At 70.6% G+C, this 23075-nt stretch carries 21 protein-coding genes; 9 read left to right on the forward strand and 12 right to left on the reverse strand.

Features of this window, described 5'->3' with window-relative positions:
• The first annotated feature begins 120 nt into the window (after positions 1-120).
• The 5 genes from ectA (at position 121) to ACIOD2_RS40570 (ending at position 6479) form a co-directional block, all read left to right on the forward strand.
• Positions 121-675 carry a diaminobutyrate acetyltransferase gene (gene ectA / locus ACIOD2_RS40550; RefSeq protein WP_400550682.1) on the forward strand — a complete coding sequence of 185 codons (555 nt, stop codon included), beginning with the start codon at positions 121-123 and terminating at the stop codon, positions 673-675.
• Positions 676-690: 15 nt separating this feature from the next.
• Complete coding sequence (gene ectB, locus ACIOD2_RS40555; RefSeq protein ID WP_400550445.1) at positions 691-1944, forward strand: diaminobutyrate--2-oxoglutarate transaminase; 1254 nt, start codon at positions 691-693, stop codon at positions 1942-1944.
• Positions 1945-1955: 11 nt separating this feature from the next.
• Positions 1956-2348, forward strand: a complete 393-nt coding sequence (locus tag ACIOD2_RS40560) for an ectoine synthase (RefSeq protein ID WP_400550448.1) — start codon at positions 1956-1958, stop codon at positions 2346-2348.
• A gap of 33 nt (positions 2349-2381) precedes the next feature.
• On the forward strand, positions 2382-3284 hold the full coding sequence (thpD, locus tag ACIOD2_RS40565; RefSeq protein ID WP_400550450.1) for an ectoine hydroxylase: 903 nt from the start codon (positions 2382-2384) through the stop codon (positions 3282-3284).
• Positions 3285-3752: 468 nt separating this feature from the next.
• Positions 3753-6479 carry a BTAD domain-containing putative transcriptional regulator gene (locus tag ACIOD2_RS40570; RefSeq protein WP_400550452.1) on the forward strand — a complete coding sequence of 909 codons (2727 nt, stop codon included), beginning with the start codon at positions 3753-3755 and terminating at the stop codon, positions 6477-6479.
• 303 nt (positions 6480-6782) lie between these two features.
• Here ACIOD2_RS40570 and ACIOD2_RS40575 read toward each other — a convergent pair whose 3' ends face one another.
• From ACIOD2_RS40575 to ACIOD2_RS40600, 6 genes are all read right to left on the reverse strand, one after another.
• Positions 6783-7451, reverse strand: a complete 669-nt coding sequence (locus tag ACIOD2_RS40575) for a DUF4190 domain-containing protein (protein ID WP_400550454.1) — start codon at positions 7449-7451, stop codon at positions 6783-6785.
• 306 nt (positions 7452-7757) lie between these two features.
• Positions 7758-8642, reverse strand: coding sequence for a hypothetical protein (locus tag ACIOD2_RS40580; protein WP_247058625.1), 885 nt, complete (start codon positions 8640-8642; stop codon positions 7758-7760).
• Positions 8639-9115: a DUF6932 family protein gene (locus ACIOD2_RS40585; RefSeq protein WP_400550456.1), complete on the reverse strand. Its 477-nt coding sequence runs from the start codon at positions 9113-9115 to the stop codon at positions 8639-8641. The genes ACIOD2_RS40580 and ACIOD2_RS40585 overlap by 4 nt, the downstream gene beginning before the upstream one ends.
• A gap of 55 nt (positions 9116-9170) precedes the next feature.
• Positions 9171-9563 (reverse strand): hypothetical protein, encoded by a 393-nt coding sequence (locus tag ACIOD2_RS40590; protein ID WP_400550458.1) that lies wholly within the window; start codon positions 9561-9563, stop codon positions 9171-9173.
• 13 nt (positions 9564-9576) lie between these two features.
• Positions 9577-10314 (reverse strand): OmpA family protein, encoded by a 738-nt coding sequence (locus tag ACIOD2_RS40595; RefSeq protein ID WP_400550460.1) that lies wholly within the window; start codon positions 10312-10314, stop codon positions 9577-9579.
• Positions 10315-11134: 820 nt separating this feature from the next.
• On the reverse strand, positions 11135-11959 hold the full coding sequence (locus tag ACIOD2_RS40600; RefSeq protein ID WP_400550462.1) for an SGNH/GDSL hydrolase family protein: 825 nt from the start codon (positions 11957-11959) through the stop codon (positions 11135-11137).
• Positions 11960-12238: 279 nt separating this feature from the next.
• On the opposite strand from ACIOD2_RS40600, the gene ACIOD2_RS40605 reads away from it, so the two are divergent.
• A complete protein-coding gene (locus ACIOD2_RS40605) occupies positions 12239-12901 on the forward strand; it encodes a DUF3159 domain-containing protein (RefSeq protein WP_400550464.1) in 663 nt (220 codons plus the stop codon).
• Between the two features lie 109 nt (positions 12902-13010).
• On the opposite strand, the gene ACIOD2_RS40610 is transcribed toward ACIOD2_RS40605, so the two are convergent.
• A complete protein-coding gene (locus tag ACIOD2_RS40610; protein ID WP_400550466.1) occupies positions 13011-13976 on the reverse strand; it encodes an N-acetylglucosamine kinase in 966 nt (321 codons plus the stop codon).
• Positions 13973-15019 (reverse strand): SIS domain-containing protein, encoded by a 1047-nt coding sequence (locus ACIOD2_RS40615; RefSeq protein WP_392757057.1) that lies wholly within the window; start codon positions 15017-15019, stop codon positions 13973-13975. Before ACIOD2_RS40615 ends, ACIOD2_RS40610 begins: the two co-directional genes overlap by 4 nt.
• Before the next feature lie 148 nt (positions 15020-15167).
• Here ACIOD2_RS40615 and ACIOD2_RS40620 point away from each other — a divergent pair, with 148 nt between their 5' ends.
• Together ACIOD2_RS40620 and ACIOD2_RS40625 are read left to right on the forward strand one after the other, a co-directional pair.
• The gene (locus ACIOD2_RS40620; RefSeq protein ID WP_323324296.1) at positions 15168-15923 is read left to right on the forward strand and encodes a GntR family transcriptional regulator; all 756 of its coding nucleotides are present in this window, start codon (positions 15168-15170) and stop codon (positions 15921-15923) included.
• Positions 15924-15966: 43 nt separating this feature from the next.
• Positions 15967-17481, forward strand: a complete 1515-nt coding sequence (locus ACIOD2_RS40625) for an MFS transporter (protein ID WP_400550469.1) — start codon at positions 15967-15969, stop codon at positions 17479-17481.
• 12 nt (positions 17482-17493) lie between these two features.
• Here the strand turns inward: ACIOD2_RS40625 and ACIOD2_RS40630 are convergent, their stop codons facing one another.
• Positions 17494-18441 carry a threonine/serine dehydratase gene (locus ACIOD2_RS40630; protein WP_400550471.1) on the reverse strand — a complete coding sequence of 316 codons (948 nt, stop codon included), beginning with the start codon at positions 18439-18441 and terminating at the stop codon, positions 17494-17496.
• Positions 18442-18587: 146 nt separating this feature from the next.
• On the opposite strand from ACIOD2_RS40630, the gene ACIOD2_RS40635 reads away from it, so the two are divergent.
• Entirely contained in the window at positions 18588-19319 is a 732-nt protein-coding gene (locus tag ACIOD2_RS40635; protein ID WP_400550473.1) for a hypothetical protein, read from the forward strand.
• A 63-nt stretch (positions 19320-19382) separates the two neighbouring features.
• Here the strand turns inward: ACIOD2_RS40635 and ACIOD2_RS40640 are convergent, their stop codons facing one another.
• From ACIOD2_RS40640 to thiE, 3 genes are all read right to left on the reverse strand, one after another.
• The gene (locus ACIOD2_RS40640; RefSeq protein ID WP_400550475.1) at positions 19383-21020 is read right to left on the reverse strand and encodes a hypothetical protein; all 1638 of its coding nucleotides are present in this window, start codon (positions 21018-21020) and stop codon (positions 19383-19385) included.
• Positions 21021-21034: 14 nt separating this feature from the next.
• Entirely contained in the window at positions 21035-22231 is a 1197-nt protein-coding gene (locus ACIOD2_RS40645) for an OmpA family protein (RefSeq protein WP_400550477.1), read from the reverse strand.
• 180 nt (positions 22232-22411) lie between these two features.
• Positions 22412-23071: a thiamine phosphate synthase gene (thiE, locus tag ACIOD2_RS40650; RefSeq protein ID WP_400550479.1), complete on the reverse strand. Its 660-nt coding sequence runs from the start codon at positions 23069-23071 to the stop codon at positions 22412-22414.
• Between the last annotated feature and the right edge of the window lie 4 nt (positions 23072-23075).

Consider the following 23075-nt stretch of genomic DNA (forward strand, 5'->3'; position numbering starts at 1 on the left):
GCCGGCCACGGGTGCGCGACCAGGACGCCCGTGTGCCCAAGAACTTCTCCGGTCAAACACGTTTGTGGGACTCCTCACCGGGTACTCCACGTCGCCCCAGGTCATCGCGGGGGTCGTGAGCTGCGTCGCTGGCGGCCGGAAAATTCTCTGTTACGTTTCCTGAGTATGTCCGTAACGCACTTGATCGAATCGCCGACCAAGGCGGACGGCGCGGAGCTGTGGCGAATCGCGCGTGATTCCGCCAAGCTCGATCTCAACTCGCCGTACGCATACATGCTGTGGTGCCGCGATTTCGCCGAGACATCGGTGGTCGCGCGCGAGGACGGCAGGGCGGTCGGATTCGTCATCGCCTACCGCCGTCCCGGCGAGCCCGAGGCCGCGCTCGTCTGGCAGGTCGCGGTCGACGCGTCGCAACGAGGAAAGGGCCTGGCCGGGGCCCTGCTCGACGCGCTGTACACGCGGCTCACGGCGCAGGGGGTGCGCTACCTCGAGACCACCATCACCCCGGACAACGAAGCGTCCATCCGGCTGTTCACGTCGTTCGCGAAGCGCTGGAACGCCACGGTGGAAACCAGCGTGCTGTTCGGCGGGGACGAATTCCCCGAAGCCGGGCACCTGGCCGAAGAGCTTTACCGCATCGGTCCGCTATCGGTACGCAAAGATCCGGGCGAGTAGGAGAAAAGAAACGTCATGAGCATCTTCGAAGAGCTCGAGTCGGAAGTACGCAGTTACAGCCGCGGCTGGCCGGTCGTGTTCGACCGCGCGCAGGGCAGCTGGCTGTACGACGAAAGCGGCAAGGCCTACCTCGACTTCTTCGCCGGCGCGGGGGCGCTCAACTACGGGCACAACAACCCGGCGCTGAAGCAGGCCCTGGTGGACTACATCCAGCGTGACGGCGTCATCCACGCGCTGGACATGTACACCGTGGCCAAGCGCGACTTCCTGCAGACCTTCCGCGACAAGATCCTCGACCCGCGGAACATGAACTACAAGGTCGTGTTCCCGGGCCCGGGTGGCGCGAACGCCGTCGAGGCCGCGCTGAAGCTCGCGCGGAAGGTGACCGGCAAGGAGTCGGTCATCAACTTCACCAACGCCTTCCACGGCATGACGCTCGGCGCGCTGTCGGTCACCGGCAACTCGATGAAGCGCGGCGCCGCGGGCATCCCGCTGGTGCACGCCACGCCGATGCCGTACGACGCGTACTTCGACGGCGCCATGCCGGACTTCCTCTACTTCGAGAAGCTCCTCGAGGACTCCGGCAGCGGGCTCAACGAGCCGGCCGCGGTGATCGTCGAAGGCGTCCAGGGCGAGGGCGGCATCAACGCCGCGCGCCTGGAGTGGCTGAAGGGTCTCGACGACCTCTGCAAGCGCCACAACATCCTGCTGATCCTCGACGACGTCCAGATGGGCTGCGGCCGCACCGGCCCGTTCTTCAGCTTCGAGGACGCCGGGATCTCGCCGGACATCGTCTGCCTCTCGAAGTCGATCGGCGGCTACGGCCTGCCGATGGCGCTGACGCTGATCAAGCCGGAGCTCGACGTCTGGGAGCCGGGTGAGCACAACGGCACCTTCCGCGGCATCAGCCCGGCGTTCGTCACCGCCACCGAGGCGATCAACGTCTACTGGAGCGACGACGAGCTCGAGAAGTCGACCAAGGCCAAGGGTGAGCGCATCGCCAGCGCGTTCTCCGGCCTGGTCGAGGCCTACCCCGAGGCGAACCTGGTCGCGAAGGGCCGTGGCCTGGCTCGCGGCCTCGGGTTCGAAAACGGCGACCTGGCCGGGCGCGTCTGCGCCGAGGCCTTCGCCCGCGGCCTGCTCATGGAGACGTCCGGTCCGGACGGCGAGGTCATGAAGCTGCTGCCGCCCCTGACCCTGACCGACGACGAGCTGACGCAGGGTCTGTCCATCATCGACGAGTCCGTCAAGGCCGTCCTGAACAAGTAGAGGAGAACGACGTGCTCGTTCGCACGCTCGACGAGGTGACCGACACCGACGCCGACATCAAGACCGAGAACTGGCGCAGCAAGCGCATCATCCTGGCGAAGGAGGGCGTCGGCTTCTCGGTGCACGAGACCACGCTCTACGCCGGGACCGTCAACGACTTCTGGTACGCGAACCACATCGAGGCCGTGTTCATCACCTCGGGCGAGGGTGAGGTCGAGGACCTCGCCACCGGCAAGGTGCACGAGCTCAAGCCCGGCACGCTGTACCTGCTCAACGACCACGACAAGCACCAGGTCCGGCCGCGGACCGAGATCAAGTGCGTGTGCGTGTTCAACCCCCCGGTGACCGGCCGTGAGGTGCACGACGAGAACGGCGTCTACCCGCTGATCACCGAGGAATCGTAAGCAGAACCGGAGAGGACACAGGAGGCGAAGCCCGTGACGCTGACGGACACCCGGGTCGACGACGGTTACCCGACCCGGATCACCGGAACGCCGGAACACCTTCCGCGCGTGCACCCCACCGTGTGGGGTACGGAGGCCGACGGTCCGATCGACGCCGCAACGCTGGCGAACCACGAGGCCCGCGGGTACACCGTGGTCGACGACCTGCTGTCGGTCGGGGAGGTCCAGGCGTACTGGCAGGAGCTGGTGCGGCTGTCCTCGGACCGCGAGCTGGCCAGGGACGAGCGCGTGATCAGCGAAGCGCGGACCGGCGAGGTCCGGTCGATCTTCGACGTCCACGTGATCTCGGACCTGATTTCGGAGCTGGTGCGCGATCCCCGCGTGCTGGACCGGGCGCGTCAGCTGCTCGGCTCCGACGTCTACGTCCACCAGAGCCGGGTGAACTACATGCCCGGGTTCAAGGGCACCGGGTTCTACTGGCACTCGGACTTCGAAACCTGGCACGCGGAGGACGGCATGCCGTCCCCGCGCGCGGTCAGCTGCTCCATCGCGCTGACGGACAACTACCCGTTCAACGGCGGCCTGATGATCATGCCGGGCTCGCACCGGACGTTCGTCCAGTGCGCCGGCGAGACGCCGGAGGGCAACTACAAGAGCTCCCTCAAGGACCAGCGGGTGGGTGTGCCGAACGAGGACGACATCACGAAGATGGCGGCCGAGCACGGCATCGACCAGTTCACCGGGCAGGCCGGGTCGGCCCTGTGGTTCGACTCGAACATCATGCACGGCTCGGGCAACAACATCACCCCGTACCCGCGCTCGAACATCTTCCTGGTGTTCAACAGCGTGGAGAACGCCCTGGACGAGCCGTACGCCGCGAGCGTGCCGCGCCCGTCCTTCATTGCGGGCCGCGACACGACACCCATCTCGCGCTGATCAGCGAGGCCGCAACCCGCCGGTGACTGATCCGGTGCGCTTTGTTACCGTGTCGCCACCGCGCGGGCGTGTGGCCCACGCGAGAGACGTCTTCGCGGACGACCGGCGGGTGCTTCGCTCGGGGTGAGCCCACCCCGCCCGGTCGCTCACGGCGACGGCGGGCGGACCGCGCCCCCTGGCGGCCCGGCCGGAGTTCAAAGTGCTTTCGGGGGCTCCGGGTGGCGGAGCCCCCGGCTCGGGGCGAAGCCCCGGGACAGCACAGCACGACCCCGCACCAGCGGATCGGGACCGATGGTGCGGGGTCGTGTCATGTCCGGAGGAAGTCGCACGGGTGTCGCGCCCCCGCTGCGGAATCCGCAGAGCCACGAACTTCCTGGTGAAAGGCCTGCGGCGTTCACGACCGGGTGGTATTCGTCAGCTGGCGATCACGGTAAGTTCACCGTGAACCCCGGGGAGGTGGGCGCGAGCATGGCCGAAATCCGCTTCCAGCTGCTCGGGCCCGTCCAGCTCTTCGCCGACGACGTCCCCGTCCCCATCGGCGGACCCGGGGTCCGCGGCCTGGTCGCGCTCCTGGCCCTGCAGCCCGGCAAGGTCGTCGCGCTCGACGACATCATCGACGCGCTCTGGGGTCACAACCCGCCCGCGACCGCCCGGACCATCGTCCACGGCAACGTGTCCCACCTGCGCCGGGTGCTGCGTGAACTCCGGGGTGACGCGAACATCCTGACCACGCCACCGGGTTACCGCCTGGTGGTCGAGCCCGGCCGGATCGACGTCCACCGGGCGCGGGCCCTCCTGGAGCGCGCGTCCGTCGCCAGTCCCGAAACCGCGGCCGCGCTGCTGGCCGAGGCGCTCGCGCTGTGGCAGGGGCCGGTGCTGGGCGGGGTGCCCGAGTCCGTCCGGGCGCCCGAGCTGGCGGAGCTGCGCCGGGCCGTGCACGGTGCCCGCGTCGACGCGGACCTGAACCTCGGCCGGCACGCCGAGCTGATCGTCGAGCTCAGCCCGATCGCCGATCCCCTGGAGGAGCGCACCGCGGGTCAGCTCATGCGGGCGCTGTACCACGCCGGGCGCCGCGGGGACGCGCTCGAGCTGTACCGGACCGTCTCCCGCGCCACCGTCGCCACCTTGGGTGTCGAACCCGGCGCCGAGCTGCGCTGGCTCCACGAGCGGATCCTCCACGACGACCTCGCGGCGCCGGTCGAAGAGCACGCGAAGGCGATCTCGCAGCTGCCGGCCGCGGTGCCGAGCCTCGCCGGGCGCACCGACGAGCTGGCCTGGCTCGACGCGCTGGTCACCCGGGCCGAGGCGGGCGAGACCACGATCGCCGTGGTCACCGGCACCGCCGGCGTCGGCAAGAGCACGCTGGTCGTCTGGTGGGCCCACCGCGTGGCGTCCCGGTTCCCGGACGGCGTCCTGTTCGCCTCGCTGCGCGGCTTCGACCCGCACCACCCGCCGCTGGAGCCGGCCGAGCTGCTCACGCAGTTCCTGCTGGGCCTGGGCGTCGAAACCGCGAAGATCCCGGAGCTGCTGCACGAGCGCGTCGCGCTGTACCGGTCGCTGATCGCCGGGCGCCGGATGCTCGTGCTGCTCGACGACGCCCGCACCGCCGAGCAGGTGCGCCCGCTGCTGCCGCCGAGCGCGCGCACGATGACGGTGGTGACCAGCCGCTCGCGCCTCGACGGGCTCGCGGTGTCGAACGTGGCCAAGCAGCGGGTGCTCGGCACGCTCGCCCCCGACGACGCCGTGCGGCTGATCGAGGAGCTGGCCGGCCCGGCGGGCCACAACCACACGCTCGCGCGGCTGTGCGGCTACCTCCCGCTCGCGCTGCGGATCGCCGGAGCCCGGTTGTCGGCGAGCCCGCAGCGCACCGCGGAGGAGCTCGTCGACGAGCTGGGCAACGAGCGCACGCGGCTGGCCGGGCTGCAGGTCGACGGCGCCGACGACGGCGTGCGCGCGGCGTTCGACGTCTCCTTCCGCGGCCTGCCGGACGAGATCGCCGAGACGTTCCTGCAGCTGGGCGGGGTGCCCGGGGTGATGGTCGGGCCGCACCTGATGGCCGCCGTCGCGCAGATCCCGGTGGCCGAGGCCCGCCGCCGGCTGCGCGCGCTGGCCGCGCACAACCTCATCGAAGAGACCGCCCGCGACGCCTTCGTCCCGCACGACCTCGTCTGGCTCTACCTGCGCGAACTGGCCGAGCAGGGGCTCGACGAGAAGGAACGCGAAGCGACGCTCGGCTGGACGATCCGCTATTACCAGGCGGTGACCGACCGGGCGCGTCGCCGGCTCGCCCGCGTCGCCGACCGGCTCGACTTCTCCCGTGTGCTCACCGACGACGTGCTGCCGCCGCTGCCGGGCTTCGCCGAGGCGCAGGCGTGGTTCGCGGCCGAGTGGCCGAACCTGCTGGCGGTGCTCGACGCCGCGTACGCCGCGGGCCGCCACGAGGACGTCTGGCAGCTGGCCCTGCTCGGGCACACCTATCGCGTCGCGAGCCCGCTGCTCGACGAGTGGACGCGGATGGCCGACCTCGGCGTCGCCGCCGCGGAGGCCGCGGGCGACGTCGCCGGGCAGTGCTGGCTGCGGCTCACGCGCACCGAGATCGCGCTGACCTTCGAGCTGCCGGGAGCCGGTCTCGCCGACGCCGAGCGGGCGCGAGAGCTGGCCGCCGGCCTCGACGACAACCGGCTCGTCACGGCGGCCGACCTGCAGCTCGGCCGCGCGCTGAGCCGGCTCGGCGACCACCGGCAGGCCGTCGAGCGGCTGCGCGCGGCCGTCGCGGAGAGCACTGGCGACACCGTGCTGCTCGGGCAGGCGCTCAGCAGCTGCGCGGAGGCGGAGAAGCGGGCGGGCCGGTTCTCCGACGCGCTCGGCCACCAGCTCGCCGCGCTGCGGATCGACCGCGAGCTGGGCGACGGCGACCGGGTCGCCGGCTCGCTCGGCACCCTGGCCGAGCTGAGCCTCCTGGCCGGTGACCAGCTCGCGGCCGAGCGCTACGCCTGGGAGGCGATCGACCTCGCCGTCGGCCACGAGTGCGTCGCGCGCGAAGGCGCGTTGCGGCTGACCCTCGGGCGCGTTCTGCGGGCGAAAGGCGACGTGGACGGCGCGCGGGAACAGCTCGCGATGTCCGTTCGCATTTACGAGCGGGTGCACCCGAAGCTCGTCGGGGAAGTGCGCGGCGAACTCGCCGAACTGCAGTGATGAATAGCCGCGTCCGCCGCGTTTCGACAGGTCAGCGGCGGTGAGCCACATTTGTGGGGAAGTTCGGTTGTTGCGAATGGGTCACGGCCCGCGCCGAGCCGGACAATCCTTAGTGGATTCTTAGTGCCCGCCTCCGCCGTCCGCGTAGGTTCGGCGGTGCCGGCGTAGCCCTCGGGGAGGGGGCAGGCTGTGACGCCGGCGCCAGGCCCCGCGGGGGAAACCCCGGCCGGGGCGGGAGCCGCCAGGAGCGGCTCGTGGCGGGCCGGCCGGCCGAGATGGGGGTAGGCCGGCCGGTCGCCAGGCTCAGCTCACGTTCGCCGTGCAGAGCGCGATCGTCGTCCCGCTGTTCTCCGCGACCTTCTTGCCGTCGACGGAAATGGAGCACGCGATATCGTTGTAGGTCTGCGAATTGCGCGTGTCCGCGGTGAGCGTCAGCAAATAGGAACCATTGTTGTAGGAAGCCTGGCCGTGCCAGGCGTCGGTGCTCGCGGGCGCGTTTTCCGTGCGCTGGTCGCTGAGGCTGCCGTAGCGCACGGTCGCGCCGCCGGCGGAGGTCACCTCGAAGACCACGGTGTGCTTGTCGCCGCCCGCCGCGGGCATGTGCAGGCCGGAGGCGCCGCCGCCCAGGAACGTCGAGTAGAGCAGCATCCCGGCGGTCGCGAGCAGCGCCACGACCGAGACGGCGGTGGCGGTGATCGCCAGCCCGCGGTCGCCCACGGTGCCCTTCTTGACCTGGACCAGTCCGATGACGCCCAGGACCAGCCCGATCCCGCCCAGGGGCCACGCGACGAACCCGATGTCCGGGACAAAAGCGATGATCAGGGCGGCTGTCCCGAGCAGCAGGCCGACGATCGCCAGGATGTTCCGTGCGGGTTTCGCGTTCGCCTGACGACGCTCCGTGGCCGTCACCGGCGGCGCCGGCCTGCTGCCGTGGCGCGCGGTGGTCGGCGGGTACTGCGGGTCGGTCATCATGCGTGCCCCTTCGGGTGCGAGTGCGACGACGTTAACCCATAAGTGTGCGCCAGAACGAAATTGTTACATTCTGGAAAAAGTCATTGTCCCACCATTTCGCGCCAGGTATCGGTATTTCCTGACCGCGCGCGCAGGGTGTGGCCCGGTGATCAATGGGAAGAATATCGGAGTTCCCACTGTTGAACGCGGACTATCGCGACCTCACGGCCGGTATCGTAAATATGGTACGGACGTCCCGACACCGCCGTGAGGCCTACGACGAGTGTCGGGTCGTGTGCGCAAAGCGAATGCCCTATTTCAGACTTCTCAGTCGAAAAGACTCACTTCGGGAGTGATTTCGAGGAGCTCGAACACCGGACGGCCGCGCCGGCCGTCGATCGTGGTCGTCCGCACGACCCGCAGCCGCGCGGTCACCGGGTGGTCGAGGTTCTCCTTGATCTCGTCCAGCAGGTCCTCGGCCACCGCGCCCTGGATGGTCCCGCCCGACTCGCGGTCGAGGTAGAAGATCCGGCGCCGGGTGCGCACGCCGTCGAGCCGCCCGCGCACCGTTTCGTAGCCGACGGCCTCGCGCGACTCCCGGAGGCTGCCCTGGAGGATCCGCGCCTGCTCGGTGGTCATGCTGCGGGTGACCTGCTCGCCCGCGGTCGGCGTCAGGGCCATCCCGATGCCGGCGTTCTTCGCGACGGCGTTGACGATGTCGCTGACGGCGTTGCGGACGGTGTCGCGCTGCAGCAGCACGGCGTCGAGCGCGCCGTCGTCCGAGCCGTTGGCCGGCAGGAAGTCGCACAGCTCCTTCACGGCCCGCTCGGACAGCGTTTCGATGCCGTCCACGATCAGCGCGTCGTCGGCGACGTCGAGCTCGGGGAAGCCGAAGAAGATCGCGTTGCCCGCCTGGCCGCGCTGGATCAGCGGCGCCTTGTCCCGGTCGGCCTGCTGGACGATGGTGACCTCGCCCGACGGGTTCCGGATGATGTGCCCGATCTTCGCCGTCGCGTCCTGCAGGGCCCGGCTGATGTCGGAGAAGGTGTAGGCGTCGATGTGCTGCTCGCCGATCACCGAGACGTGCAGCAGCGGCGAGCGGGACGTCCGTTCGAACTTGGCGTTCGCCGCCATCGCCGACGCGCGCGCCAGGTCGTCCAGCCAGGTGCCACCGGGGATCTCGTCGGCGATGCGCCGGAACTCGTTCCTCACCAGATCATCTCCGGGTAGCCCTTGCCACCCGCGGCCCAGACCTCGGCCCAGGTGTCCTCGTCGCCGGGGCGGCAGAGGAAGCCGTCCAGCATGCCGCCGACCGGCTGCACCTGGTCGAGGTACATCGCCGGCTGCCCGACGATCACGCCGCGCAGGGTGAGCAGGCCGTAGAGCGCCGAGCGGCCCTCGTCGTCGAGCCGCTTCAGCGCGCCCCACTCGTCCGGGATGAGGACGACGTCGAGGCCGCGCGGCGGGTGCGCGGTGCGGGTGACGAGCTCCCCGCCGACCCACGCGCGGCCGGACGGCATGATCCGGCGGGCGACGCCGAGGTAGCTGTTGAGCGCGCTGAACAGGATCTCGCGGTCGTTCTGGTGCGGGGCGTCGAAGACCAGGCGCTCGTAGACGTCGGCGAGGTCGCAGGCGTGGCGGCCCGGCGGCAGAACCTGCTGGGGCGTCCAATGGGGGAGCGCCACGCCACCCCTCCTCAGCCTCGCTCACAGTGCGTAGCCGAATTTACCAGGATGGGTGTCAGCCACCGCGCCCAGGCTGGTGCGGGGCCTGCGGCCACGTGTCGGGCAGGTCGTCCGCCTCGGGCCAGGCCGGTTCCTCCTCGGCGGGCCAGTCCTCGGTTTGCGGCCCGCGCTGCGGCGGCAGCGGGAGGTGCCCTTCGCGGTGGCCGGCGGGTTCGGGGGTGTCGTCGTCGTAGCGGGACTCCTCCGTCGGCTGGAAGGTCGTGGCGGGGATGAACTGGGTCTGTTCGGCCGCGGAGTAGGGCTCGGGCTCGTATTCGTATTCGGGTTCTTGCTCTTGCGGGGTGGGCCGCGTCGTCCGCGTCGTCCGCAGGACGAGCCACGAGGAGAGCGCGCCGAGGGCGAAGGCGACGATCAGCCACAGCCAGATCTGCCCGAACAGCCACACCATGCTCACTCACCCTTCAGACGACGGTGATTTCGACGCGCCGGTCCTCTTCGCCGCCGGTCGCGGGACGGGTGTCACCCAGCCCGCGCGAGGTCACGCGGCCGGCCGTCAGCCCGTTGGACGTGAGGATCCGCGCGACGGCCTTGGCGCGGTCCCGGGAGAGTTTCAGAGCGGCGCTCTCGCCGCCGGGGCCACGCGCGACGTGCCCGGTGACGCGGTACCGGAAGGCGGACGGCGACTTGGCGAGCGCGATCCCGACGTCCCGCGCGGCCTGCTCGCCTTCCGGGGTGAGCCGCGCGGTGTTCGGCACGAAGGCGATGGGCGCCTCGGCGAGCATCCGGTCGATCTCGGCCTGCACACCGGCCTTGTCGGTGGGCGGCGGCGCGGTCGTGGTGGTGGTCGGCGGCGGCGGGCTCGGGGTGGTCTTCGGGGTCGGCGTTGCTGTCGGGCTGGGGCTGGGGGCGACGGGGATGACGTCCCCGGAGATCTGCGCGGCGCGCACGCCGTCGACGTTCTGGACCACTTCGAGGGCTTTGAGTGCTTTGTCGGGAGGGAAGCCGCTGAGAGTGGCATCCCGGCCGTCGAAGCTGACCTGGCCCTTTGGCAGCCCCGCGGCGACGAGCGCGGCTTGGGCGTCCGCGGTGAGGTCACGCTGGATGTTCCCGGACTGCGCCCAGGTCACGACCCCCGCCAGCAGTGCCGTGACCAGCACCGCGATCGGGATCAGCCGGATCCAGCCACGCCCACCGGACATGAAGCGACTGTAAGCCGGGTCACGCTGGTTGGCGACCCGGGAGACCCTGCCATCCACAAGTTGTCCCCACCCGAGTCGACTTGTGGACAACTGGCGGTGCGGTGATCACTTGACCACTTTCCGTCGGATCCACCCGTTACGCTGGAGACGGGCGGCCCCCCTTGGGAGTGGCGGGGTATGTCTGTTGGGTCACCAGGGGCCGGTGTTCGCAGTTCTGCTGGTCTTCGGTGCCGGGTGTTCGCGGCTAGGCGAGTCCTCGGAGCCCCGGGTGCTCGCGGCTGGCGGTGAGTCCTCGGGTGGGTGTTCGAAGGTGGGCGCTTCGGGTGGGTGTTCGCGGTTCGGGTGGGTATCGCGGCTCTTGAGGCCGGAATCGGGTGTTCGGCAGGGATGCCCCGGGCTGTTCGGGTTCCTGGGCGGTCCGTCGGTGGTCAGGTGGCTCGGCGGCCTTGAAGTTCTGCTCGGCGGCTTTGACGTTTCGGCTCAGTGGGCTTGACCTGCGCGGGGCGGCGTGCGGCCCCGCGCCGAGCCCGTAGCCAGGAAGCCCGTAGCCAGGAAGTCGAGAAGCCGAGGAGCCCGCGAGCCGAGAAGTCGTGAGGCCAAGGAGCGCGAGTCAAGGAGCCGCGGGCCAAGAAGCCCGCAGTCGAGAAGCCACCGGTCAAGAAGCCGCGAGCCGAGTAGCCACGAGCCGAGTAGCCGCGAGCCGGGTAGCCGCGAGCCGAGAAGCCGCGAGCCAAGAAGCCGGCAGCCGAGAAGCCACCGGTCAAGAAGCCCGCAGCCGAGAAGCCGCGAGCCGAGAAGCCCGCAGCCGAACAACGAAACCTCAGCTGGCCTGCTGCTGCTGCTGCTGCGCCGCCTTCTCCGCGGCCTCGAGCACCTCAAGCGGCACCAGCGGCGAAAGCTGCGGCCGCTTCGGCGACAAGCCGTCGCCCATCGACTCACCACGCAGCTGGCGGCGGATCCACGGCAGCAGGTGCACCTTCGTCCAGGCCAGGTCCGAGCGGCGGGAGTCGATCCAGCGGCTCGGCGTGTCCTCGGACGGCCACGGCTCGCGCCAGTCGCCCTCCACCGGGATGCCCAGGACCTCCGCCGACTTCATGGCGATGCGGCGGTGGGCCTCCGGGGAGAAGTGGAGGCGGTCGTCGCTCCAGGCTCGGCGGTCGTGCAGCGGGCCCATCGTCCAGAGGTCGACCATGCGCGCTCCGTAGCGCTCCGCGATCGCCCACAGGTGCGTGTTGTAGATCGCCACCTTGCCGCGCAGCACCGACATCACGGACAGCACCTTGGTGTCGGGGCCGTTGAAGATCAGCACCGGGATCCCGGCCTCGCGCAGCTTCGCGACACCCTCTTCGAACCGTTCGACGACAGCCTCGACGTCAGCGCCCGGGACGATGATGTCGTTGCCGCCGGCGCAGAGCGTGACCAGGTCGGGCTTCAGTTCCAGGGCGATCGGGAGCTGCTCGTCCATGATCTCGTCGAGCATCTTGCCCCGCAGGGACAGGTTCGCGTACCGGAAGTTGGGACGCCCGGCCGCCAGGATCTCCGCCAGCCGATCGGCCCAGCCCCGGAACGAGCCGTCCGGCAACGCGTCGTTGAGCCCCTCGGTGAAGCTGTCACCGATCGCCACATAGCTGTCGAATCCGTACACGTTGGGTCCCCTTCCCGTCCTGCGGCCGACACACCCCGACATATAGTTGTACACCACAACTAACGAATCGACGTGCACCCCCACGATGCGCCCACCGCCACCGTGGGTTCAGCCAGCGGTAACAGTGTCTTATCTTGTCGGCCTCCTGCGCTTCTGTATTACGCAGTCTTCACCTTCGGTATGCCGTGAAACAGCACACTCGGAGGTAAATCCGGCACCCGATGTGGCGAAGATCTCCCCCATCGGGGCGTCGCGGTCGTGATCCGGCAGGCTGGACACGTGTCCGAACAACCCCGTGAGTCGCTCGCGCAGATCCTCGGCGGCCGCCGGGGCGCGCTCGACGCCAGCATCCCGCCGGTCGCCTTCGTCGTGGGCTGGCTCGCGGCCGGTCAGTCCATCGCCTGGGGTGCCGGCGCCGCCATCGCGGTCGCCGTCGCGCTCGGGATCTTCCGGTTCGCCCGTGGCGGGAAGGTCCGCGCGGTGGTGGTCAGCCTCGCCGCCGTCGTCGCGGCCGCGCTGATCGCCCTGCACACCGGCCGCGCCCAGGACTTCTTCCTGCTGCAGTTGATGTCCAATGTGGCCAGCGCGCTGCTCTGGGCGGCCAGCATCGTGATCCGCTGGCCGCTGCTCGGTGTCGTGGTCGGCCTGGTGCTCGGCCAGAAGACGCGCTGGCGTCGCGACCCGGTGCTGCTCAAGGCGTACTCGAGGGCCAGCTGGGTGTGGGTGTTCGGCCAGTACGTCCTGCGCGTGGTCGTCTACGGCCTGCTGTGGTGGTCCGGCCAGGTGATCGCGCTCGGCGTGGCCCGCACGGTGCTGTCGTGGCCGCTCGTCGCGCTGACCGTGGCGGTCAGTGGCTGGGTGCTCTACCGCGCGTTGCCGCCGGAGCATCCCGGGCTGCGCTTGGCCCCCGAAACCCGGTCGGACGACGTACCCGGGACATAAGGCGGCCCCCGGCGAGGGGGGAGGGTCCGGGGGCCGGTGCCCACGTTACCCGGACTACCCGGGTTCAGTCGACGTTTTGGCGGTTTCACACGGCGTTTTGCTCAATTTCTCAGGGGATGCCCGGGAATACTGGTCTAACCACCCCTTCGCCGAAAGCGTCCACCGCGGCCAGCCAAGCGGCCCCGAGCACGCCATCGGAGCTGGTCAGCACCTCGAGACCGGCCAGTCCGCGCCGCACGAGCGCGCCGACCGGGCTGGGGCCCGTCAAAACCGAGCCCACGAGGACGACGGGGGTCGACTCGCCGGGTTCGCGCGCGGCGAGGGCGTTCGCGACGAGGAGTTCGGCCGCGCGGGCCACGATCCCGGCCGCCGCGGGCTCGCCGGCGTCGTGCGCCGCGCTCACCAACGGGGCGAACCGCGCCAGCCGCACCGGCGCTTCGGCGTTGGCGTTCGTGATGAGCGCCCGCGACGCGGCGAGGCGCTCCGCGTCGGTCCGGACGTCCACTCCGGACGGTCCGAGCGCGGCGGTGAGCACCGCGGCCGGGAGGCCGTCGAGTGACAGGCCACGCCCGAGTGCCTCCAAAGTGGAACGAACGGCTTCACGGCCGAGCCAGAACGCCGACCCTTCGTCACCGAGCAGCCAGCCGTAACCGCCCGCGGTGCCGGCGAGCCGCCGCTTCCGGATCCGGCCCGCGATCGAGCCGGTGCCGGCGACGAGCACCGTCCCGTCCGGCGCCGAGGTCGCCGACGCGTACGCCACTTCGGCGTCCGCCACGACCCGGACCGCGGTGAGCCCGAGCCGCGCCCACGTGCTTTCGAACACCGCGGCCACCGCCGGGTCGCTCAGCTTGCTGACCCCGGCCATGCCGACGACGCACGCGCGCACGGCGCCGGGGTCGTGCGCGCCGAGGGCCGCGGTGATCGTGGCGGCGATCCGGCCCGCGGCGACCTCGGGTGCGTGGGCGTTGGGGTTGGCGCCGTCGCCGCGCCCGGTGCCGAGCACGACGCCGGCGGCGTCGACCAGTGCGGCCCTGGTCGACGTGCCGCCGGCGTCGACGCCGATGGCGAAACTCACCGGGTCTTGGTCACCTTCAGCAGGCCGCGCGGGCTGTCCGGGTCGCCGCCGCGGGCGAGCGACAGGCCGAGCGCGATCCGCTGGATCGGCAGGATCTCCAGGATCGGCGCCAGCTCCTCGACCGTCGGCGCGACGTCGATGCGCAGCGACGCCGGCACCTCCGAGGCGGCCGAGCCGACGGCCAGGACGTCCGCGCCGCGCTTGCCGACGGCCTCGAGGACCTCGTGCATCGCCTGGCCGCCGTGTCCCTTGCTGGTCACCGCGAGCACGGCGGTTTCGCCGTCCACCGCCGCGACCGGGCCGTGCAGCAGGTCCGCGCCGCTGTACGCGCGGGCGGCCAGGTAGCTGGTCTCCGCGAGCTTGAGCGAGCCTTCGAGCGCGGACGCGTACGAGTAACCGCGGCCCGTCGTGAGGACGCGGTCCACGAAGCGGTACCGGTCGACCGCGCTCTGGACACCTTCGGCGGCGCCGTCGAGGGTCTGCTGCGCCAGCTCGCCGATCTTCTCGGCGTCGGCCGCCTTGCCGCCGCGCACCGCGTCGATGAGCAGGTAGAGCGCCATCAGCGTGGCCGAGTACGTCTTGGTCGCGGCGACGGCCTTCTCGAGACCGGCGCCGATGTCGACACCGAGCTCCGACGCCGCGCGCAGCGGCGAGTCGGGCGTGTTGGTGACGGACACCGTCAGCGCGCCCTGGCGCCGGGCCGTTTCGGTCACCTCGATCAGGTCAGGGGAACCACCGCTCTGGCTGACCGTGACGAACAGCACGTCCCGCAGATCGGGCCGGGCGCCGTACAGGGTCGCCGTGGACGGCGAGACAAGACCAGCCGGAAGGCCGAGCAGTACCTCGATCAGGTACTTCGCATACAACGCTGCGTGGTCACTCGATCCACGCGCGGCGAGCAAAGCGAAGCGCGGGGGGCGTTGTGAGATCTTTTCCGCCACCCCGGCGATTTCCGCCTGACGCTCGACCAGTCCCGCCAGGACGTCCGGCTGCTGGGCGATCTCCGCGGCCATGTGCTCGCCGGGCCGTTGTTCGGTCATCATTTTCCTCTCCACCTCCGGCATTATGTACCGGACTCAGGCGGCGTCGGTCAGGTCTAGACCAATGTTAGTGGGGCGGCGGGTTTGGGGAAAAGGGTACGTTTCTTACGGGGACGTGGCGTGTTATGAGGGAAGACATAGGGAGTCGGGCATGTTGGAGACCACCACCACGGGCGAGGCGGGCGCCGTCGCCGGGATGCGCGGGCAGCGCGAGCCCAAGTACTGGGCACTGAAACAGCACCTCCTCGACCTGCTCGACGTGCTTCCGCCCGGATCGCCGATCCCGACGGAACGCGCGCTCGCCGGGGAGTTCACGGTCTCCCGCACCACCGTGCGCCAGGCGCTGGCCGACCTGACCGCCGAGGGCCGTCTGCACCGTGTGCAGGGAAAAGGCACCTTCGCGGCCGAGCCGAAGCTCGCGCAGCGGCTGCAGCTGTCCTCCTACACCGAGGACATGCGCAAGCAGGGCCTGAAGCCGTCGTCCAAGCTCCTGGAAGTCGAAGAGCTTCCGGTCGAGGGCGATCTGGCGAAACTGCTCGGAATCCGGACGGGCGCGAAAATTCTTCGCCTTCGACGGCTTCGACTGGCGGATTCCCAGCCGATGGCGCTCGAGACGACGCACCTGCCGCTCGGCCGTTTCCGCGGGCTGCGCAAGCACGTCTCGGCGGGCGGATCGTTGTACGCCGTTCTGCGCGAGCACTACGGCGTCGAACTGGAACGCGCGGAGGAGACGATCGAGACGTCGCTCGCCGGGCCGCAGGAGGCGGAGATGCTCGGGGCGGACGTCGGCATGCCGGTGCTGATGCTGACGCGGCACTCGTTCGCCACCGACGGCAAGCCGGTGGAGTTCGCCCGCGCGATCTACCGGGGGGACCGCTACAAGTTCGTCACGACGCTGATGCCGTAGCCCCTCGGTTGACGGAGATCTCCGGGCGCGGTGGAGTGTGCTGGTGACAGCCACCGAAGACACCGGGATCCGGTGGGGGACGCACGCCGCGCGCGGTGTGCTCGCGACGACCATCCTCGGCTCCGGCATGGCGATGCTCGACGGCACGATCGTCAACGTCGCCCTGCCCCGCATCGGCACCGAGCTGGGCGCGTCCGTCGCCGGGCTGCAGTGGATCCTCGACGGCTACATGCTGGCGCTCGCCGCGCTGATCCTGGTCGCCGGCTCGCTCGGCGACCGGTACGGCCGGCGCCGCATGTACCTCATCGGCGTCGTCTGGTTCGGCGTCGCGTCGGGCCTGTGCGCCGCCGCGACGTCGACGGAGATGCTCGTCGCGACGCGCATCCTGCAGGGTGTCGGCGGCGCGCTCCTGACTCCCGGGTCGCTGGCGATCCTCCAGTCCTCCTTCGCGCACGACGCGCGCGCCCGCGCGATCGGCGCCTGGTCCGGCCTCGGCGGCATCGCGGCCGCCGCCGGGCCGCTGCTCGGCGGCGTCCTGGTCCAGGTGTGGTCGTGGCGGCTGGCGTTCCTCATCAACGTGCCGATCGCGGTCGCCGTCGTCCTCATGGCCCGGAAGTTCGTCCCGGAATCACGTGACGAGCAGGCGACCGGGCACCCGGACTTCGGGGCCGCCGCGCTCGGCGCGATCGGCCTCGCCGGGATCACCGGCGCACTCGTGGAAGCGCCCGGGCGCGGCATCGGCGACCCGATCGTGCTGGTCGCGGGCGTGCTGGGGATCGCCGGGCTCGCCGCGTTCGTCTTCGTCCAGCACCGCTCGCGGGAACCGCTGGTGCCGCCGTCGCTGTTCCGCGACCGGACGTTCACCCTGTCCAACGCGCTGACCTTCGCCATGTACGCGGCGCTCGGCGGCGTGATGATGCTGCTGGTCATGCAGCTGCAGGTGTCGCTCGGCTACTCGCCGACCGCGGCCGGCCTGGCCGGGCTGCCGCTCACGGTGATCATGCTCCTGCTGTCGGGCCGGTCGGGCGCGCTCGCGCAGCGCATCGGCCCGCGGACGCAGCTGGTGGTCGGCCCGATCGTGGTCGGTATCGGGATGCTGCTGATGCTGCGCATCGCACCCGGCGCGTCCTACCTCGGGGCCGTGCTGCCCGCGGTGGTCGTGTTCGGGCTGGGCCTGGCGACGGTCGTGGCCCCGGTGACCGCGACGGTGCTCGCCGCGGCCCCGGACCGCTACGCGGGTGTCGCCTCCGGCGTCAACAACGCGATCGCCCGCTCCGGCGGTCTCCTGGCGGTGGCGGTGCTGCCCGCCGCGGCCGGGCTGACCGGCGAGGCGTACGCCGACCCGGTGGCGCTGACGGCGGGCTGGCGGATGGCGTTGGTCATCTGCGCGGTCCTGGCCGTCGCGGGCGGGCTGATCGCGCTGGGCATCCACAACGGTGTGCTGGAGCCGCCGACGCCCGCGCCGCCGGCGGCGGACGAGTCGCCCCACCTGGGCGAGTGCTTCCACTGCGGCGTCGAGGGCCCGCCGACCCACGTCCGCGGCGGCGCCTCCACCTGACCGGCGCTCGGGTCAGGCCAGGATTTCCGCGAACAGGGCCGGATCGATGTTGCCGCCGGAGACGATCGCGACCGTGCGTCCCGCGGGCAGCTCGCCGGCGTGGTGCAGGTAGGCCGCCGTCGTCACCGCGCCGCTGGGCTCGGCCACCAGACGGGCCTTCTGCGCCAGCGTGCGGACCGCGTCGCGGATCTCGTCTTCGGTGACCGTGACCATGGCGTCGACGACCTTCGTGAGGTGCGCGAAGGTCAGTTCGGACGGCTGCGCACGCAGGCCGTCGGCGATGGTGCGGGCGCGGTCGGCCATCGGCCAGTCGACCTGACGGCCCAGGCGCAGCCCCTCGGTCGTGTCGCCGGCCAGCGCGGGCTCGACACCGATGACCTTCGCTCGAGGGCAGCGCGCCTTGATCGCGGTGCCGACGCCGGAGGCCAGCCCGCCGCCGCTGACCGGCACCAGCACGACCTCGACGTCCGGCAGGTCTTCGGCGATCTCCAGGCCCGCGGTGCCCTGCCCGGCGATGATCGCCGCGTCGTCGAAGGGCGGGACGAGGGTCAGCCCGCGTTCGGCGGCCAGTTCGTGCGCTTTGGCCTCGTGCTCGCCGATCGGCACCTCGATCACCTCGGCGCCGTAGGAGCGGGTGGCCTCGACCTTGATCCGCGGCGCGATGTCCGGCACGACGATCACCGCGGGCACGCCGAACCGCTGCGCCGCGTACGCGACGGCCTGTGCGTGGTTGCCACTCGAGTAGGCGATGACACCGCGGGCGCGCGCCTCGTCGTCCAAAGTGCCGATCGCGTTGAACGCGCCGCGCACCTTGAACGCGCCGATCGGTTGCAGGCTTTCGGGTTTGAGCCACAAGGACTTCCGGGGATCCCACGTTTGGAGCAGCAGCGGCGTGCGCACGGCGACACCTTCGACGCGCTTCGCGGCGGCCTCGATGTCAGAGATCGTCACCAGTTCCATGTGCCGAGTATGTCAAGAAACCGTTCGATTTACACTGTCCATAATAGACAGTCAACGTGGCGCTCCTCACGCCGTGGCAACGCGGGGAGTTTCCCGCGCGCCTTACACGTTGGACAGGGGAGAAGACTTACTACCGGATCGGGATCATGAGCAAGGAGAACGCAGCGACTTCCGAAACGAAGGAAGCGAAGTCAGGACTGCGCATCGCGCAGGTGATGGCCGCGGCGCTGGCGGCGGTGACGGCGGCGCTGCTGGGGTCGACCCTCGGCGTGGCGGGCACCGTGGTCGGCGCGGGCGTGGCGAGCGTGATCACCACGGTCGGCGGCGAGGTGTACCTGCGTTCGCTGCAGCGCACGCGCGCGGCCGCGCTGAAGGCGCGCCAGCTGGCGACGTCGGGGATCCGCCGCCGGGGCGGTGCCGAGGTGGCCTTGGCCGAACAACCGACGGTGCAGCTGCCGAAGCCCGGCGAGGAGGGCCCGCCGGCGGACGAACCGGGCCGCCTGCGCAAGCTGCGCTGGCCGTTGATCATCGGCACCAGCGTGGTGGCGTTCGCGGTGGCGATCCTGGCGATGGTCAGCGTGGACGCGGCCACCGGCGGCAAGGTCGCGGGTGGCACGGGCGCGGGCATCGGCAAGATCTTCGGCAGCGGCTCGGGTCAGACGGACAAGACCCCGGTGACCACCCCGTCGACCTCGACGGACGACACGCAGAACTCGCCGACACCGACCCCGTCCACGACGGAGTCGAACACCCCGCCGACGACGTCCTCGGACTCGCCGACCACAACCCCGACGACGCCGAGCACGACTTCGCAGAAGCCGTCGACCTCGGCGGCCCCACCGACCAGCCAGGGCGCGGCTTCGACTCCGACGCCGTAAACGCCGTGAGGGGCACCTTCAGGGACATATAAGCCCTGAAGGTGCCCCTCACGACTTTCGGGGTCAGGCCGGGTAAGACCATGGTGTGACGACGCTTTGAGCAGCGTCCTCCACCGGGCCGTTGTCGACCGGAGCCAGCCAGGCCGTGGCGAGGGTCACAACCGCCGTGAGGGCCGCGCCGACCAGCATCAGCCGGTGTGGCGGCTTCGGCCGGTCGGGGATCTCCACCGGTGTGGGACCCACGATGATCAGCTTGTCCTTCTTCTGGCGGACCGGCAGGGCGGTGCCGCGGCCACCCTCGCCGGCGGTCAGCTCGGCTAGCGCCGCACCTTCGCCCGGCGAAGCAGGCGCCGTGAAGATCGACTCGCGGTTCGCGAGCCAGGTGTTGACGAGGTCGAGCCGCGAGCGGAGGTCGACCCGCCGCGCCCCGGTGTCTTCGACCTCGGGAATGGCCCGGCGCCTGAACTCCTCGCGGTCGAGATCGCCCGGGGGCAGGCCGAACCAGGTCCAGGCCAGTTCGACGGCCCGTAGCGAGTCGGCGAAGGTGCGCTGACGGAGTGTCTCGGCGTGGTTCGTCAGCTTGTCTGCGGCCACGAGGGCGTTGTGCGCGGCCTCCCGCTCGCCGGCCACCTGGCCCTGGGCCCGCTTGATACGACCGGTGATCTCGTCGATCACCGTCCGCTCGATCTCCAGCCGGTCACCCAGCAGGTTCCCCCGGCAGTACAGACGGGCCATCTGAACCACGACGCAGCCGAGGATCAAGCCGATCACGATGCCGAACAGGACGGCTTCGTAGACCGGCAGATCCGCCTGCCGGGCGAGCCAGGCGACCCGGACGCCCCCGATCATCGCGACGGCCGCGGCCACCCCGACCAGCCCGTAGTAGGCGTGCGAGTACTGCTGGTCGGCTTCGGCGATCTCGTCGGTGGTCGGCGCCGGGCGTTCCGGTCCCGACCGGCCGTGCCGGAACGGGCGGTTGTAGTCGGCCGCGGCACCGCGGCGGTCGACGCTCAGCCGTTCGGCGTTGACGAACGTGCGGGCCGCCCACTCGATGGCCAGCACCTGCAGGCTCACCATGCCGAGCCCGATCGCCCAGCGGAGCGCGTTGTCCGAGCCGCTGGTGAACGACAGGTTCAGCAACGGCTTCCACAGGAGGATCGCGTCCATCACGCCCAGCAGGGTCGAGGCGAGGAGCCGCCACGCTTTCTCCCAGCTGCGCTGGGTGTGCCGCGAGTCGCCTTCGGCACTGCGCTGACGGGCCAGCTGCTCGTCCTGGTGGTGGATGACCTGGATCCGCCGTCCGTCGATCTTCTCGCCGTCCGGGCCGGTGATGGGGTCGTTCAGGATCCCGCTGGCGTGTTCGATCGTGTCGACGGCTTCGGCGAGGTGCTTGGTGGCCTCGAGATCCTGCTCGGCCGCGCGGTCGTCGGTCGGGGCCGAGTACTCCAGCGCCTGCGCGTGGCAGGTCGCGGCGGCGTTCTGGACCGCGCCGGCCGCGGTGTCCGCCAGCGGACGGTCGTGGTCGGGCTTGCCGGTCGCCGGGTCGATCACGCTGAGGTAGGTGGCGGCGGCCGCCGTCCAGACGCCCTCGTCGGTGGAGCCAAGGGCCATGGCGGCTGGCCTCGGCAGGTCGGTTACGCGAAATGAGCCCTTCGGCAGGCCGGGGTAGGCCGCCAGGGGCACGTCGGGCGTGTCGGTCACGAATTCTCCGTTTCTCAAGAGCGGGCGACGAGCTTTATGACGACCACTCGCTGAGCGGGTGACCTGGCGTCCTGGCCGGGGGTGGCGAGTTCGTCGAACCCCACGCCGGAGGCCGAGATGTCGCCGGCCGGGATTCCCTGATCGCGAAGCAGCTGCGCAACGGCGTCGGCGCGCTTCGCGGAGGTGTCGCGCGCGCCGGTGGGGTCGCCGTAACGGGCGCAATAGCCGGTGACGCTGATCTGGGACTTCCCGTTCTTGCTCCGGTACAGCCCGGCGGCTTGCGCGGCCACAGCGGCCGCGGCCGGGCGGTCGATCAGCTCCGCGCTGTCCGGGGCGAACGCCGCCTCGTCGATTCGTGGATCTTCCGTTTTGGCCGGCGGCGGTGGCGACGTGAACGGAATGATCGGTGGGACCACCGAGGCGTTCGGCCAGGCGGTGGTCGTTCCGTTGTCGTGGATCGGGTCGGCGATTTGCGCGCCGAGGCGATCGGCGAGCGTCGTGGTGAACTTTTCGCGCCAGGATTCGGATCTCGGGTCGAGTGGCCGCTGTTCTGTTCCCACCGGGGTCAAAAAGACTACGTGCAGGTCGACGCCCTGCAGATCCAGCTCTTTCAGCGGGGTCTTCAGCACCTCGTTGACGGCCTGTTCGGGATCCGCGCCGGCGCTCAGCGACGAGATCGTGAACGGATCGAGGGAGCCGGTCAGTACCGTGCTCGTCAGCCAGACCTCCGCCTGGCCCGTGCGCGCGGCCTCGTCCGCGGCGGTGTGCAACGCGGCGTACAGGGAAAAGCCCGTCTGGCTGACGGTGGTTCTTCCGATGCGACTGGCGACGTCCTTGAGGATCCGGTCGACATTGGACGCCTGCAGCCGGTTGTCGGCGACCTTTCCGTTCCCGCGGTCGAGGTCCAGCTCGAGGTCGTTCGCGACGTTCACCGCCTGCTCGCCGACGGCGTAGGCGGTGAACTTGGCGCCGCCCTCCTTTCCGGCCTGCCGGAGGCGATCGCGCAACGAACGGGGCAAGGTGCCGGGGGAATGAGTGGTCTTTTCCGCCAGCCACACCAGATTTGTGCTATCGGTGCCATCGGACTTGTGCAACACGACCAAGATCGCGACGAAAAGCACCACAGCACAGGCGAAGATCGCCATGATGCGAGCGCCTTTGGAGAGGGAGCGCTTCGGCGAGGCGCTGATCTCGGCGTCGTAGGTTTTCACGAATCCTCCGTGCGGCCCCTATTACCGTTGCTTCGGGGTTCCGCACGGAGGTCGGTGTTCGACCGAACGTCGTTACTCCGTGCTTTCTGCAAATGGCCCGATCAGGTAAACCCGACGCGGGTGGGATGAAGATCTGATTTCGGCCGTAACAAATGCGTGAGTTCGACCGAACCAGTTCCCTCAGTCCAGATGGGACCGCAGTTCGCGGGCCGCGGCAGCCGGGTCCTCGGCCTCGGTGATCGCCCGGACCACCACGATCCGCGACGCCCCTGCCGCCAGCACCTCCGGCAGCCGTGGGACGTCGATGCCGCCGATCGCGAACCAAGGCCGGGAAGGAGCGTCGGCGGCAACTGAACGGACCAGGTCCAGCCCCGGTGCCGAGCGCCCCGGCTTGGTGGGCGTCGGCCAGCAGGGGCCCGTGCAGAAGTAGTCCACTCCCGGCTCGGAAGCCGCGGCCGAAGCCTGCGGAACCGAGTGTGTCGAACGGCCGATCACCACCTCGTCGCCCAGGATTTGGCGGGCCAACGGGACCGGGATGTCGTCCTGGCCCAGGTGCAGCATGTCCGCGCCGACGGCCAGGGCGACGTCCGCGCGGTCGTTCACCGAGAGCAGTGCTCCGTGGCGGGCGCACGCCTCCGCCAGCACCTCCAGCGCCGCGATCTCGCCCGCGGCTTCCAGGGCGCCCGTTTTGTCGCGCAGCTGGATGATGTCGACGCCGCCGGACAGGGCCGCGTCGGCGAACGATGCCAGGTCGCCACGGGTCGTTCGGGCGTCCGTGCACAGGTACAGGCGCGCGGCGTCGAGGCGGGCGCGGATCTTGTCACCGGAGAGGGCGGGCATAGCG

The organism is Amycolatopsis sp. NPDC088138 (assembly GCF_044741685.1).
GTDB lineage: Bacteria > Actinomycetota > Actinomycetes > Mycobacteriales > Pseudonocardiaceae > Amycolatopsis.